We start from the raw sequence: 14,408 nt of genomic DNA, 5'->3' as shown, positions 1-14,408 counted from the left end.
CCGGTTCAGATATAGCCGGCAGCAAAAACCACCCCAAGCACAATGGGCATAACAACGAGGCTGCCCAGATTACCCAGTAATACGAGAGACGCCACCTTATGGGGCTCCTGTTGGTACTGCTCCGCAACCATGTAATTGAGCACCGCCGGAGGCAGGGCCGCAAATACCCAGAGTGAGGCAACTTGAAGCCCGGGCAGGTCCAGCAACGCAATCATCGGCCAGGCCAACAGCAGACCACTGGCCGGGCAGGCAATGGCGCCAAGCATGCCCAGCTTCCAGTCACTGAAGTCAATATCCAGCATTCTCACCCCCAGCGCGAACAGCATAAGCGGAATACAGACTTCCCCGAGCATGTTGAGGGTCTGCAGCAGCCAGTCGGGCAGGGTTACGCCGCCAAGGTTAACGGCCAGGCCCGCAATACTGGCAAACACTATGGGAAGCTTCAGGCGCTGCATGATGGAGGTATGAGGATCCAGCATATACAGCCCCACGGAAAAGTGCAGCAGCATTTCCACAATAAACAGCACAACAGCCGCGGGCAGCGCCGCTTCCCCGAAGGCCAGAACCAGCAGTGGAAGACCCATGTTGCCCGAGTTATTGAACATCATGGGTGGCAGAAAGGTTTTCAGGTTCAGGCTCAGAACCCGTGCCAGTGGGTACAGCACAAGGCCCGAGCCCAGAACAACAACGGTCGCGGCCAGTGCCAGCCTGGCGTAATCCTGCAGCGGCGCCTGCTGGTCGGCCAGCACCGCAAACACCAGCATGGGGACAAACAGTTCCATGTTCAGGACGTTCAGACCACGGATATCCGGCGTACGAAACCGGCCGTACAAGGCACCACAGCCGGCAATGAGAAACACCGGTAACAGCGTGGCAAGGATCTGGGCAATCATTGAATACTCCAACAGGCGCCGGGTGGTTTTTCGCAGACAAACCGTTAGGTTCGCAAGTACCGGGGTAATCCGGCAAGCATTATTGCATTCCGTTCGACCAAAGCAGAATGCCCGTACCCTGAAAGCGACCGACCGGTTGCGGTGGTGGCCATAGCCACTCACAATAACCGGAGTTGCCCTGTTGCCAACCGGTTGTGGAGTTCACCTGTGACTAGCCCGTTTGATCAGCATTTTAGCCGTGACAATACCTGTTCGGTAAAGTTTGAGGCCCGCAAGGCGGTTTTCGGTCGTGAGGACGTCATCCCGGTATGGATAGCGGATATGGATTTTGCCGCCCCGGAGGCGGTCACCCGGGCTCTGACCGAGCGGGCAGCCCATCCCGCTTATGGTTATACGCTGTTTCCGGAGAGCCTGTTCCGGTCCATGACGGACTGGTTTCTTGAACGCCATGGCTGGGAGATTCAGCGTGACTGGATTGTGATGGCGCCGGGCGTTGTGCCATCCCTGCACGCGGCGTGTATGGCCTATGCTGCGCCGGGGGAAGGGGTGATTGTGCAGCCGCCTGTGTATCCGCCGTTCTTCACGGCGGTTCGCCTCAGTGGCCGGGTGGTGATCGAGAACCCGCTGGTGTGCGACGATGCCAGCGGGCACTACCGGATGGACTTTGAGCATCTGGAGGCCTGCGCCGCCCGCCCTGACGCGAAGCTGCTGATACTGTGTTCGCCTCATAATCCGGTAGGGCGTATCTGGTCGGAACAGGAACTGAAAACGATTCTGGATATCGCCCGCCGCCATGGCCTGACCATTATCTCCGACGAAATCCATTGCGACCTTGCCTTCACTGACAAGCCCCGGCACCGGGTGCTGGCAACACTGGCCGGACCCGATGATGCACTGGTCACGGCTATTGCTCCGAGCAAAAGCTTCAACATACCGGGGCTCGGGCTGTCTGCACTTGTGGTTCCGGACCGGGAACAGCGCAATGCCATCAAGGCGGTGTTTGATTCCATGCACCTGCCGCAGTGTAATCCCTTCAGTGTTGTCGGCTTCGAAGCCGGATACCGTCATGGTGCATCCTGGCTGGACGAACTGATGGCGTATCTGCAGGCGAACCGGGATTATGTTGTGGAAGCGGTTAATACCCGCTTGCCTGGTATCCGGACCCGGGCGCCGGATGGTACCTACCTGATGTGGCTCGATTGCCGCAGCCTCGGGCTGAATGATGCGGCCCTGAAACGTTTCTTCGTAGAGGATGCCGGTGTGGGTCTGAGCCCCGGCATCTCATTTGGTGAACAGGGCAGCGGCTTTATGCGGCTTAACATCGGCTGCCCCAGGGCGGTACTGGCCGAGGTGCTGCGGCGCATTGAAGCGGCTTTGCCGGGTAACCGCTGAGCTACTGATCCGCCATTGAACAATGATCATCAACAGCCTCCCAGAAAGGTGGCGTGTTCATCCCCGGCATATCTCCCTTGGTTGTCTTCAGGGCTTTCCATACCTTGCTGCCGTGGAACGTCAGCTCACCTTTTTCGTAAGTCTCGGCGTATAGCCACTGTTCCGGGCGCTCGCAAAGGCCCGAGCTGTTTGCAGAGGACGCACCGGCAGCATTTGTGGTTGCGCCCCCGGCAGAGCCCGTGTTTTTAATGGCGTTGGGAGTTTCAACAGGGGTGGAACCGCTGCTCTGGGCGTTTGCTGTCGAAAAAACCACCATTAGCAGCAATGCCAGCAGCGGGGACCAGTGCGTGTCATGGTGCAAGGTGAAGGTGAACTTCTTGAGCATGGAAGGCTCCTTATGGATTTCTCAGGATAATTTTCTGTATTCCGGGATCGGTCGGCCTGCCCGGGTCGCCAGAACCAGCCCGACGAGGATCAACATTCCGCCAATGATGTGAAACTGCCCCAGAGATTCCCCAAGAAAAATGCTGGCCAGAATTGCAGCAAAGACCGGTGTCAGGTAAATGAAAATAGCCGCGCGGGACGGCCCTATACTGTGTACGGCATAGTTCCAGCACGCGTAAGCCAGGATTCCCGGGAAGATTGCGAAATAAGCCAGTGGCATTGCCGTTTCCCGGGTCAGCTCAAAGCCGCCCGAGAAAAACAGCAGATCAGCCAGATAAAACGGCAGGATAACCAGTGTGCCCAGCAGTATCTGGGTACTGAGGAAGGTGAACCCGGGCAAGGGCACCGCCTGGCGTCGCAATAACACGGAAAACAGGCCCCAGCTGAACACGGCCGCCACCATGATCAGATCTCCCGGCTGGGCCTGCAAGCCGGTGAGTACCGATATATCCCCCCGTGCCACCACCGCAAGAATGCCAAGAATCGCCAGGGCAATCCCCAGTGCCTGAATGGGCCGGGTGCGGTCTCCGAGGATGATCCATGCCAGCAGGGACACGAAGATGGGAATGGTGGCGTTGATCAGCGCTATGTTGGTTGCTGTGGTGGTCACCGCCGCAACGTACAGCAATGAGTTGAAGGCGCCCACGCTGAAGGTGGCAAGCACCACCATGGAGCCAAGGTGCTCACGGATTACACGGAGGTTTCGCAGAATACCGGGCATGGCAAAAGGCAGCAAAATGGCGAGTGCAATGACCCAGCGCCAGAACGCCATGGAGAGGGGCGGAATACTGTCAACCGTGCCCCGCGCTACAACGGCATTGCCAGCCCAGAACAGTGGTGTCAGAACCAGGCCTGCGTAGGTAAGCGCAGCGGACCTGGCTGGACGGATTTCTGCAGACACTTCGGCTCCCTTCGATCATTCGCAAACGCGCAAAAACGATAGGATACTATTCTCCTGGGACTTTTGCCTCCGTACCTATGTGATAAGCGGCAAAACCGGCCATCACGACCTGATCCACTGCCATACCGATGACCCGGCCGTCGCTGCTGGAGTGGATGGGGTGCTGGGCGTTGGTGATCGGGTCCGAGACGTAGCCGAGAACCTGCCCCCTGGAAACCTTTGCGCCCAGTTTGACTTTGCTGAACAGGATGCCGCCGTGGTTTGCCCGCACCCAGGCTGAATCGTAATACACCGGCTCCGGGTCGCCCCAGACAAACATGCGGGAAATCATGCCCTGCTTGTCCATCAGGCTGACCAGGCTGTTTACGCCGGCATTGATCTGGTGTTGCTGAATGCGGTGGGACTCACCGGCTTCCAGGGTTACCGCCCGAATGCCGGCATTAACGGCGGCGGTGCGCAACATCCCGGGCGATCCACTGCTATGCACCACGGCCATGCGGTCGAAGCCCCGGGTAAATTCTGCCACTTCGGGGTTGTTCATATCAGCACGCAGCTGCGGCAGGTTGGTTCGCTTCAGAGAACCGGTGTGAATATCCACCAGCATGTCGCAGTGCAGGATTATGTTTTCGAAAAGTGAATGGGCGATCCGGTCCGCCAGGCTGCCATTTGCGCTGCCCGGGAAGTGCCGGTTCAGGTCGCGGCGGTCCGGCAGGTAACGGCTGCCCTGCTCGAAACCCGGCAGGTTCACTATGGGAATGCCGACCACACTGCCGCTCAGCTTCGCCGGGTCCAGGTCGTACATGGTCTGGCGGATTATCTCTATACCGTTAAGTTCGTCACCGTGAATGGTGCTGGTCAGGCACAGCATCGGGCCGGCATTGGCCCCGTTGACCACCAGTACCGGCGTGGGTTGAGACAGGCCGGCAATCTGGATGCCGGAAGACCAGCCCAGACGGGTCGAGGTGCCGGGCAGGACTTCGCTATCGAGCAGAACCAGGTTGTCGGGGCGCTGCGGTTTCTCGTTCCGGGGACCGGGTGCTGATTGCGTCTGGTGCTCGGGCGCAGGGGCAGGCGCAATGTCTTTCAGATCAATATTGGGCGCGACCTTTTTCGGCATGAGCCTGGGCTGAGCCTTTGACGCGGGCTCAGCCGCTGGCGCCGGTTTTTCCGGCGTGGAACCGGCCAGGGGCGTCTGCGCACCGTCAGCCTTTCGCAGAGGTTTGGACTGCTCCACGTCTTCAACGCTTTCATCTTCTGCCAGCTCCGCCAGCATAACCTCGCGGGTGAGCGTTGCTTCGGTTTTGGCCACAGATGACTCGGCCATGGCAAGAGTCGGCAGGACAAGCAGCAGGCTCAGAAAAAACCAGGTGTTGGTCAGGGTTTGCAACCGGGAAAACAGCATGATTCCTCGCGGGTCAGTAGTAAGGGCCCAAGGATAAAGGTCGGGTAATGGCCATGAATATGGCGATAACACAGGTTTAATGCCATTTTCATGATGTCGTCATAAACAAAACGGCCATGAATAGTACTGTTGTGGCTTGCGTCAGTTTCGTTATATCCGACAAACGGAGCAAACAATATGGATCTTTTGCGAATTCTTATTGCGATTCTGTTACCACCGCTGGGTGTTTTTCTGCAGGTTGGTATCGGAAAGCATTTCTGGATCAACATACTGCTGACCATTCTGGGCTACATCCCCGGCATTGTGCACGCGGTGTACATTATCGCCAAAAAATAGCAGCCGGCAGATGCGCCGGGTCTCTGCCGGTGACAATGCCGCGGGGATTCAGGTGGCCGGCGTTGACTGCCAAAGCCCGTTTTTCTGCCGGGCCCGGCCATCGGCTTGCAGTTTCAGCAGGTGGGCCAGTGCGGATCGGGCGGCGACGCCGTGAATGGCCGCTGGCACATCGCCATAGGCCTTGCCGGTGAGATCTTTCAGACTCACGGGCGACAGTTTGTCGAGAGCCTTTGCAATCTTGTGCTCCCGCGCCAGGCGGTGGGTGATCAGGTAGTCGATGATGGTTTCCGGCTGGCCCATGAGAAAGCCGTGGGCGGGGGCAATGAACCGGATCGGCTCCGCCAGCAAGTCATAGAGCGATTCCAGATAGGCTTTCATGTCGCCGTCGGGCGGATTTATCACCACGGTTGAGCCCTGCATGATGTGGTCCCCAGAAAACAGCAGCTCCTGATCCAGCAGCAGAAAACACAGGTGGTTGGACGCGTGCCCCGGGGTGTGCAGTGCCTTGAGCATGCCCGCATCGGTTTTGATCAGGTCGCCATGCTCTGGCTGTTCATCCGGGGCAAACTTCTGGTCCTGCGAGGCCCCGGCCGGTGCAGCCCGGCCATAAACCAGGCACCCGGTTTTATCCTTGAGCGTGCGGGTGCCCGGGGAATGATCCAGATGGGTATGAGTAACCACCACCGAATCAATCTTTCCTCCCGTTATCTCCAGAATACGCTCAATGTGCCCCGCATGGTCAGGCCCCGGATCGAGCACGGTAAAGCGCTCGCTGCCCAGAATGTAGGTGTTGGTGCCCGGGCCGGTCATCACACCGGGGTTGGGTGCCGTAAGGCGGATCACACCCGCAGCAACTTCAACAGGCTCGCCGGGAATAATCTCGGCTTTGGTGCGGCCTTCACCCTCCGGATCCAGCTTCACAGCTTCATCGTAGGCCGGCGAATCTGGCTCCAGAACCACCGCCTTGCCACGCCGGATGGCCGGCCAGGGCTCGCTCGGGTAGGGTTCGGGCGGGTTGGCCCAGGCATAGCGCATCAGGGATTCAACGTTGTCAAAGTCCCGCAGAACCCGCAGCGTTCTCACGGTTGGTAATGTCATCAGGCGCTCACCGGCACGATGTTCTTCCAGCGCCTGGGCCGGGCTGATCCACAGATGATCTATGGTTTCCTCTCCGTCATGGCTTACGTACTGGTTCTCCGGTGCTGTGGTCACAAAAAAACGGGTATCAAAGCGCCGGGGGGGGCCGGGGGGTGTAATCCAGTGGCTCAGGTACGCCAGTCTGTCCAGGGGAATGGTGAGTTGATGGCGCCGGCACAGCCCGGCGAGGGAGAGTTCTCCCCGGAATACCGCCTTGCGGTCGTCGTGGGCGGGGTGGTCGCCGCCGATAAGGCGCCTGTCTGCATCAACGGCAATCAGTACGCCGGCTTCTTCAAAGCACTCGCGAATGGCTGCCAGCATGTAGTCCGCTCCGCCTTCGCTCAGGCTCATGGTATGGCTGATTTCGGTGTCTGCCAGGCCCGCAGCATGGGAGCGGCCACGGGATTCTTTCTGATCTACCGCACCGCCGGGGAAAACATAATAGCCGGGTAAAAATACCGCATCCCAGGTGCGCTGTAACAGCAGTATCTCAATGCCACTGGGGGTATCCCGCACCAGTGCCAGAGTGGCTGCCGGGCGAATGTCCATAGAGCCTTTATTGTTCAAAACCGTAACCTCCGCTTACCGCTACATCCTGCGCGTGGGCCAAACCTGACGCGCAAAGCCGAATACAATGCCAAAAGACCCTCACTGACGATAACCGATTTCTGTCACAAGATCTTGGGATGAACACCTTCGCACAAGAGAGTATCATCCGTTGCCGCACCCGACACTTTGCCAGACAGGTACCAGACGTGGCCCGAATCAAGCTTTCATTCCCCGATGATGTGTTCTGCTTTGAAACCCTTATGCAGGTTCGAACCACCGATATCAACAGCGCCAATCACCTGGGTAACGATGCGTTGGTTTCGATGCTCTCGGAAGCGCGTGCCCAGTTTCTGATCCATTACGGCACCCCGGAGGGCGACGGCAGTGGTGAAGGCATTATTGTTACCGATCTGGCCACCATGTATCAGTCGGAATCCTTCTTCCCCGAAATGCTGCGCTTTGAGGTGGGGGTGATGGATTTCAATAAATACGGCGGCGATTTTGTGTTCCGGGTAACCAAGGTTGAGAGTGGCCAGCCTGTTGCCCTGGCCAAGTACGGATTCGTGTTTTTTGACTATCGCCAAAAGAAGGTCATCCCAATGCCGGAAAGCTTCCGGTCACGCTTTGCCTGATGTCATTGGTTTTTGCCGGAGCTGCTTCATACCGGTGCGATAGAAACTGTAAGCCATGATGCCGGCGAGCAGGTTGCCCACCAGGGCGCCGCTTATCAGGCCATGGATGCCATTGAGCTGGCCGCCCAGCCACAGCAGAGGCAGAAAACACAGGAACAGCCGCAATGCGGAAACCAGCAGTGCCCGCAGGGCCAGGCCCAGGGCGTTGCACACAGACACCATCAGCATGCACACCCCAAGGCCGCTGTAGCTGAGCGGCACCCGTATAAGATAAGCCCCCAGAATGTCCTGCACCTGCTGATCACTGGTGAACAGATCGGAGACAAGGCCGGAGGCAATCAGCCAGAGCAGGCCAATGGCCAGTTGCCAGCCCACCACAAAACGCACTGCTATCCGCACCAGCTTGCGGATCTGTTCTATGTCGCCGGCGCCCAGCATGCGGCCGATCATTGGTGGCATGGACATGGTGAGTGCGAGCACCACCACAATGGAGAAAAACTCCAGGCGTGTACCCAGGCCCCAGGCGGCAACGGCGGCCGAGCCAAAGCCGGCAACCATGGCGGTTGCCAGCATGGCGGAAACGGGCGGCATAAGCTGGCTGACCATGGCAGGCGCCATAATGCTGTTGAGTTGTTTGAGGGCGCGTCCCAGGGCGAGTTCACGAAGATCGAAGCGGGCCCAGCCACGCCTGAGCAGTTTCGGGTAAATAAACAGGCAGCCGATTCCGAAGGAGGTTACGGTGGCCCAGGCGGCGCCGGGCAGCCCCCAATCAAAAACAAAGATATACAAGGGGTCCAGGGCAATGTTGGAAAGGCTGGTGGCTACCATCATGTAGCCGGGTAGTTTGGTGTCGCCATGGGAGCGGCAGATGCTGTAACCGAAGTAGAGGGCAGCGCCGATCCAGGCGGAGATCAGCCAGGGTACCCAGTAGCTGCGCACCAGCGGGAGCAGGGTGTCGTCCGCGCCCAGCGCGGTCATGATCGGGCTTTGCAGGAGCCACAGGCCGACACAGAGTACAAATACCAGTGTGCCGCCCACGGTGATGACCAGTCCACCCAGCCGGAACGCCCGGAGTTCGTCACCCAGCCCCAGTGTCCGCGAAATGATGGCGGTGGTGGCAATACCCAGGCCTACCTGCAGTCCTATGATGAGCTGTTGCATGGGCAGTGTGAAACCCAGTGCTGCCAGCGGATCCCGGCCCAGCTGGCCGATGAAGGCGCTGTCGGCGAGCTGGAATGTCATCAGTGAGAGCGCGCCAAACAGCATGGGCCAGGTCATGTTGAAGAGCTGGCGCGGGAGGCTGGCGGTTTGGGTGGTGTTGCTCACGGCGTCGGTGTATTGCCTTGGTTGGGGTTTGGGTGGTGGAGTTTAGCAGGTTTGTTTTTGGATTTTGGAGTTAGCCTACCGGGCGGGGGCACCTTCGCAGACACGCCGTGAACCCGTCCATGGGGGCTTGGCATTGCCATCCCTGGCAATGCACAGTCTGCGAAGGTGCCCCCGCCCGGTAGGCCCCGTCCTGGGATATAACCTCAAGCTCTCTAACCTCGTTCGCCCAGGCATGAATCAGCCCGGCGGAGTATTGAGGTTAAAGAACCGTCAGCGCCGCGTCGTAGTCGGGCTCATCGTGGATTTCGCTGACCAGTTGGCTGTGGATAACCTTGTTGTTTTCATCCAGCACCACCACGGCGCGGGCGCAGAGTCCCGCCAGCGGGCCGTCCTGAATGGCTACGCCGTAATCCTGCTGGAAGCTGTAGTTCCGGAAGGTGGAAAGCGTAATGACGTTTTTCAGGCCTTCCGCGCCGCAGAAACGGGATGCCGCGAAGGGCAGGTCGGCGGACACAACAAGCACCACGGTGTTCTCCAGGGAGCCGGCTTTTTCGTTGAATTTGCGCGTAGAAGCTGCGCATACACCGGTGTCGATGCTGGGGATGATGTTAAGGATTTTGCGCTTGCCGGCCCAGTTATCGAGCTTTACCTCTTCCAGCGCGCTGTTGGTGAGGGTGAAAGGCTGCGCGGTTTCGCCGTTCTGGGGAAACTTGCCGCTCAGTTCAATGGGGTTGCCGTCGAGAGTGACTGTGCTCATGAATTACTCCTTTGATGTTACGGATGCTGTCAGACGCTGTCCGTATAGGTTCAGAAACAGCTTACTCTGTTTAGTTCATTTTGGATGAGTTTGCATCCCTTCAGGCAATTTCAGGGAGATTATCGACTGGATGCCACCTGGGGTTCGAAGCCGGGAGCAGGGTGGCGCTGGACCAGCAGCAGGTAGCTGGCCAGGGCCGCAACAGCGCAAACGGCGATGATGGCCGCCATTACCAGCGAGGTGCCGTTGTGCAGATGACCCACCAGCATGCCGGCGCCCGCAGCAATGGCCATCTGGGCAAAACCAAAGAGCGCTGACGCTGATCCCGCCATGCGCGGGAAGTTGGCCATGGCGCCTGCCATGGTTTGCGGCATAACCATGCCGGTGCCCGCCATAAACAAGGCCTGGGGCAGTATGACGGCCCACACACTGAAGACCTCTGCCAGCGCTAGGGCCGCCATCAGGCTGCCGGCAGCCACGGCAATCAGCAGGCCGCGCACGAGAATCTGGTCCGGCAACAGCCGGCTGCCAAGTCGGATTGCTGCAACATTGCCGATGATATAACCGACCACGCTTCCGGCGAAATACAGGCCGAACTGCTGCGGTGGTATGTTGAGGAAGTCGATCAGCACGAATGATGAGCCGGAAAGAAACGCAAACAGGCCGGAGAATATCAGGGCGTTGGTCAGGGTGTAGCCAAGGAAACTGATATCGGTGCCTATGGCGCGATAGTTCCGCAACAGGCTGCAGAGTCTGAGAGGTTGGCGATACTCTGGTCGCATGGGCTCGGGGATGCCAAAGGCGACCACCACGGCCATGATCAGGGCGTAGCCGCCCAGTGCGAGGAAGATGGAGTGCCAGCCCAGGCCGGCCACCATTAAACCGCCGAGTGTCGGTGCAATTGCGGGCGCCAGCGCCATGATGCTGGCAAGCAGTGCCATGATTTTTGCGGCTTCGCGGGGGGTATAGATATCCCGGATGGACGCCCGACCCAGCACCGGCCCGGCGGAACCACCCAGCGCCTGCAAAAAGCGGCACAGAATCAGGGTCTCGATGTTGCTGGCAAGGGCACAGCCAACGCTGGCAATGGCAAAGAGGACAAAGCCGCCAATCATGATGGGTTTGCGGCCAAAACGGTCAGCCAGGGGGCCACACACCAGCTGTGCTATGGCAAAGCCCAACATGTACAGGCTCAGGGTAAGCTGAACCTGGCTGGTGCCAGTGCCGAAATCGCTGCCGATTTGCGGCAGTGCCGGCAAATACATATCGGTGGCCAGCGGCCCCAGCGCGACGGCGGCGGCGAGCAGTATGGTTGTCCATATACTGGTTAGTGCAAGCATTTATCGTCCATACAAACATTGAGGGAGGCAGGTGTGGATTCTAGGAGGTACCTTGCTAAAAAATAACAGGGGTGCTGCTCATAGGATATATGAGCAAAATTGATAGGTTACCCGTTCAGGCCATTCATGGTGGCGGCGACAGCGTTTACCTGGTTTCGTAACCAACGGTGGGCCGCGTCGTTCTGGTTACGGCGGTGCCAGACCATCAGCAGGGTAAATGGCTTGTAGCTGAAGGGTAAGGGTGCCCATGCAAAATCCCGGAGTAAGTGTTTGCTCATCAGCTCAGGCGCGGTTGCCAGCATGTCGCTGCCCCGAAGAAATTCCGGCAGGCCGGAGAAATTGGAAACTGTGACAAGGTTGCGGCGGGTCAGTCCGCGGGCAGAAAGACTGGCTTCGAGGGCGGGCTTCTCGCCACTGCCGAAGACCAGGGCAATGTGATCGGCCTTCAGGTAATCGGTCACGCTCTCTGGCGCTTCGCGTTTTTGCGGGTCGTAGAACACCACCATGCGGTCGTCCATCAGGCCTCTTTGCATGATGTCGGTGGCTTCCGGGGCGTGGGGCGAGATGATCAGGTCGCAGATGTCCTTGCGCAGCATGTCAGCACTGGGTATGCCGGATGCAATTACCTGCAGCATGATGCCCGGTGCCTGTTGTCGCAGGCGCTGCATTAACGGAGGCAGGAGCAGATCCCGCTCGTAGTCGTTGGCGGCAACGGTGAAGGTGAACTCGGTGGTTTCCGGTGTGAAGGGGGGGCCGGAGGCCAGGGAGTGCATGTCGTCGAGAATCTGGCGAACGTGAGGGCCTGCCTGCACAGCATAGCGCGTGGGTGCGATACCACGCCCGGATTTGACGAACAGGGGGTCGCCCAGGGCGTTACGCAGGCGGTCCAGAGTGTGGCTGACTGCCGACTGGCTGACTCCCAGTTTGACCGCTGCGCGGGAAACACTGCCTTCGTCCAGAACGGCAACAAAGGTTTGGAGCGCGCGGATATCAAGATTGAATGTATCAATAAGGTTCATGGATAGCAGTGTAATCCACAACCGCCATTCCCGGTACCGGGAGCACGATTAATCCGATCGCTGAGCCAGCCACTCCGCAATCTCCAGCCAGCTTTCCCTGGGTGCCTTGCTGCCGGCCAGAATGCCCATGTGACCGCCCCGGGTAACGCGAAAAGTCTTGTCCGGCGAGCTGACGTGGTCCATCAGCCGTTTTGCTGCCGCAGGCGTGACCATGGTGTCCTCGCTGCCGGCGACCGCAAACAGGTTGGCGTTTACGTTGGCCAGTTGTGCCTCATCGTCACCAATCTGCACGGTGCCCCGGGACAACTGGTTATCGATCCAGATGCGAACCACTGTGTCCTGAACGACACCGCCGGGATAGGCCACCATGCGGTCAAGAAAGGCGGATGTGGTGGCATGGCTGGTCACAAACTCCCGGTCTCCCAGCCGGATAATCAGTTCCCAGTAACCCATAATGCTGCCGACCGGGTTGGTGAGCTTGAAGCCAATGGTGTTGGCCCAGCCCGGGCTGTGAAACCAGTGGGGCCGAAGGTCGTGTATGCGAAATCCGGTGCGCTTGCGAATGGAGTCGGCAACGTCCGCCAGGCGCTGATTCAACAGGCCGAGAATGCCGGAGGCATGACTGTCGATAGGTGCGCCCAGTACGATGGCATTACGCACATGCTGGTCTTTGCTCAGGGCCGAATAGAACAGGGTGAACATGCCACCCATGCTCCAGCCGTGCAGCGACAGTTCCTGCTGGCCACTGTGTTCGCGTACCCGGTTCAGCGAGGCGGGCAGGAGCTCGGCCACGTAGGTGTGCAGGTTGTAGTGGCTGTGGGCCCGGGTTGGCGTACCCCAGTCAATGAGGTACACCTCAAAGCCCTTGGCGCGCAGAAACCGTACCAGGCTGCGCTGGGGGAAAAGATCGTAAATGAGCATGTTTACCGCCAGCGGCGGCACAATCACCACCGGGGTTTTATGGCTGTGGCGCTCAACCGGAATGGTAATGCCATCCAGTTCGATAAAATCTTCCTGCAGTGGCGGGTAATAACGCAGGCTGACCAGGCCATCGGTATGCAGGGTTTCAAAAGGCGTTTGCCCTGCCTGCACCAGACTGGCGGCGCGGAATACACGGTCAAAGGCATTGCCGGCATACAGGGTAGTCTGCCGCGCCAGCCCGGCGGCTTTTTCGGTGGCGGCTTTGATAAGATCGGGCATTGAAAACGTCCATGGGTAAATAAAGTGAGGCTATCCTGTAACGCCGGTCTGCGCCATGGCAGAGCTGTCACTTTCGGTTGGCAATCCGGTCACAATCAGCCACTGCCCATAGTTGACGGCGATTGGTATGATTGCTCCCCACTGGCTCAATAATCACAACAGGAACCCTATGCTCAGCTTTCTACCGGCCCCCGTTATCGGCATTCTCAATTCCATCTTGCTGGCAATCAACACACTGTTCTGGTGTCTGTTGCTCTATATTCCGGCGCTGCTGAAACTCATTATCCCCCACAAGGGTTTCCGGGTTCTGTGCACCCGGATCATTATCTGGATATCGGAATCCTGGGTGGCGTGCAACACCGGCTGGATGAAGCTGACCCACAACACAAAATGGCATGTCACCGGTGCAGAAAACCTGCGCCGGGAGAGTTGGTATCTGGTGCTCAGTAACCACCAGAGCTGGGTGGATATTTTTGCCATGCAGCGGGTGTTCAATCGCCGCGCACCTTTCCTGAAGTTCTTTTTGAAGCAGCAGCTTATCTGGGTACCGGTTATCGGGCTTGCCTGGTGGGGCCTGGATTTCCCCTTCATGAAGCGTTACAGCCGGGAGTATCTGGTCCGGCACCCGGAGAAGCGGGGGGAAGACCTGAAAGCCACCCGCCGCGCCTGCGAGAAGTTTCGTTATACGCCGGTGAGCGTGATGAATTTTGTGGAAGGCACGCGGTTTACCCGGGCCAAGCACGACAAGCAGAAATCGCCTTATACCCATTTGCTTACGCCAAAAGCGGGCGGCGCCGCATTCGTACTGGACGCCATGGGTGATTCGATACAGACCCTGGTTGACGTAACCATTGCCTATCCGGGCGGTGCGCCTTCATTCTGGGACTTCATTTGCGGCCGGGTCAGTGAGGTGAAAATGGAAATCCACACCGTGACCATACCCGAGCATCTGAAAGGGCGGGATTACGCAACCGATGCCGAACACCGGCGCAACGTGAAGAACTGGCTGGCGGAGCAGTGGCGGGCCAAGGATGCCCGTCTGGAGAAAATGCTCCGCCCAGAGTAAATTTAGGGGCGGCG

General features: G+C 58.7%; 14 protein-coding genes. 4 read left to right on the top strand and 10 right to left on the bottom strand.

The annotated features are described in order from the left end of the window. Nucleotides 1-5: 5 nt before the first annotated feature. Nucleotides 6-893 carry an AEC family transporter gene (locus tag CDH48_RS13020; RefSeq protein WP_100689181.1) on the bottom strand — a complete coding sequence of 296 codons (888 nt, stop codon included), beginning with the start codon at nt 891-893 and terminating at the stop codon, nt 6-8. A gap of 207 nt (nt 894-1,100) precedes the next feature. Between CDH48_RS13020 and CDH48_RS13015 the strand changes: the two genes are divergently transcribed. Further along, entirely contained in the window at nt 1,101-2,285 is a 1,185-nt protein-coding gene (locus tag CDH48_RS13015) for a MalY/PatB family protein (RefSeq protein ID WP_100689180.1), read from the top strand. Between the two features lies 1 nt (nt 2,286). Here the strand turns inward: CDH48_RS13015 and CDH48_RS13010 are convergent, their stop codons facing one another. From CDH48_RS13010 to CDH48_RS13000, 3 genes are read right to left on the bottom strand one after another with little or no spacing between them, the layout of a single operon-like run. Continuing rightward, nucleotides 2,287-2,670 (bottom strand): hypothetical protein, encoded by a 384-nt coding sequence (locus tag CDH48_RS13010; RefSeq protein ID WP_100689179.1) that lies wholly within the window; start codon nt 2,668-2,670, stop codon nt 2,287-2,289. A gap of 21 nt (nt 2,671-2,691) precedes the next feature. Further along, complete coding sequence (locus CDH48_RS13005; RefSeq protein ID WP_100689178.1) at nt 2,692-3,630, bottom strand: DMT family transporter; 939 nt, start codon at nt 3,628-3,630, stop codon at nt 2,692-2,694. Between the two features lie 46 nt (nt 3,631-3,676). After that, nucleotides 3,677-5,032 (bottom strand): succinylglutamate desuccinylase/aspartoacylase family protein, encoded by a 1,356-nt coding sequence (locus CDH48_RS13000; protein ID WP_100689177.1) that lies wholly within the window; start codon nt 5,030-5,032, stop codon nt 3,677-3,679. A gap of 177 nt (nt 5,033-5,209) precedes the next feature. On the opposite strand from CDH48_RS13000, the gene CDH48_RS12995 reads away from it, so the two are divergent. Further along, nucleotides 5,210-5,368 (top strand): YqaE/Pmp3 family membrane protein, encoded by a 159-nt coding sequence (locus tag CDH48_RS12995; protein WP_048496762.1) that lies wholly within the window; start codon nt 5,210-5,212, stop codon nt 5,366-5,368. A 48-nt stretch (nt 5,369-5,416) separates the two neighbouring features. Here CDH48_RS12995 and CDH48_RS12990 read toward each other — a convergent pair whose 3' ends face one another. After that, nucleotides 5,417-7,054, bottom strand: a complete 1,638-nt coding sequence (locus tag CDH48_RS12990; protein ID WP_100689176.1) for an MBL fold metallo-hydrolase — start codon at nt 7,052-7,054, stop codon at nt 5,417-5,419. 206 nt (nt 7,055-7,260) lie between these two features. Between CDH48_RS12990 and CDH48_RS12985 the strand changes: the two genes are divergently transcribed. Beyond that, on the top strand, nt 7,261-7,686 hold the full coding sequence (locus tag CDH48_RS12985; protein ID WP_100689239.1) for a thioesterase family protein: 426 nt from the start codon (nt 7,261-7,263) through the stop codon (nt 7,684-7,686). Here the strand turns inward: CDH48_RS12985 and CDH48_RS12980 are convergent. From CDH48_RS12980 to CDH48_RS12960, 5 genes are all read right to left on the bottom strand, one after another. Then, nucleotides 7,672-8,964, bottom strand: a complete 1,293-nt coding sequence (locus tag CDH48_RS12980) for an MATE family efflux transporter (protein WP_100689238.1) — start codon at nt 8,962-8,964, stop codon at nt 7,672-7,674. The genes CDH48_RS12985 and CDH48_RS12980 overlap by 15 nt on opposite strands. A 307-nt stretch (nt 8,965-9,271) precedes the next feature. Further along, nucleotides 9,272-9,769: a thiol peroxidase gene (gene tpx, locus CDH48_RS12975; RefSeq protein ID WP_100689175.1), complete on the bottom strand. Its 498-nt coding sequence runs from the start codon at nt 9,767-9,769 to the stop codon at nt 9,272-9,274. A gap of 119 nt (nt 9,770-9,888) precedes the next feature. Beyond that, nucleotides 9,889-11,109 (bottom strand): Bcr/CflA family multidrug efflux MFS transporter, encoded by a 1,221-nt coding sequence (locus CDH48_RS12970; protein ID WP_100689174.1) that lies wholly within the window; start codon nt 11,107-11,109, stop codon nt 9,889-9,891. A 107-nt stretch (nt 11,110-11,216) separates the two neighbouring features. After that, nucleotides 11,217-12,128 (bottom strand): LysR family transcriptional regulator, encoded by a 912-nt coding sequence (locus CDH48_RS12965; protein ID WP_100689173.1) that lies wholly within the window; start codon nt 12,126-12,128, stop codon nt 11,217-11,219. Between the two features lie 48 nt (nt 12,129-12,176). Then, nucleotides 12,177-13,328 carry an alpha/beta fold hydrolase gene (locus CDH48_RS12960; protein WP_100689172.1) on the bottom strand — a complete coding sequence of 384 codons (1,152 nt, stop codon included), beginning with the start codon at nt 13,326-13,328 and terminating at the stop codon, nt 12,177-12,179. A 169-nt stretch (nt 13,329-13,497) separates the two neighbouring features. On the opposite strand from CDH48_RS12960, the gene CDH48_RS12955 reads away from it, so the two are divergent. Continuing rightward, complete coding sequence (locus tag CDH48_RS12955) at nt 13,498-14,394, top strand: acyltransferase (RefSeq protein ID WP_100689171.1); 897 nt, start codon at nt 13,498-13,500, stop codon at nt 14,392-14,394. Nucleotides 14,395-14,408 lie beyond the last annotated feature (14 nt).

The organism is Marinobacter aromaticivorans (assembly GCF_002806975.1).
In the GTDB taxonomy this organism is placed as follows: Bacteria; Pseudomonadota; Gammaproteobacteria; order Pseudomonadales; family Oleiphilaceae; genus Marinobacter; species Marinobacter aromaticivorans.
This window is presented reverse-complemented; position numbering and strand designations above follow the sequence as displayed.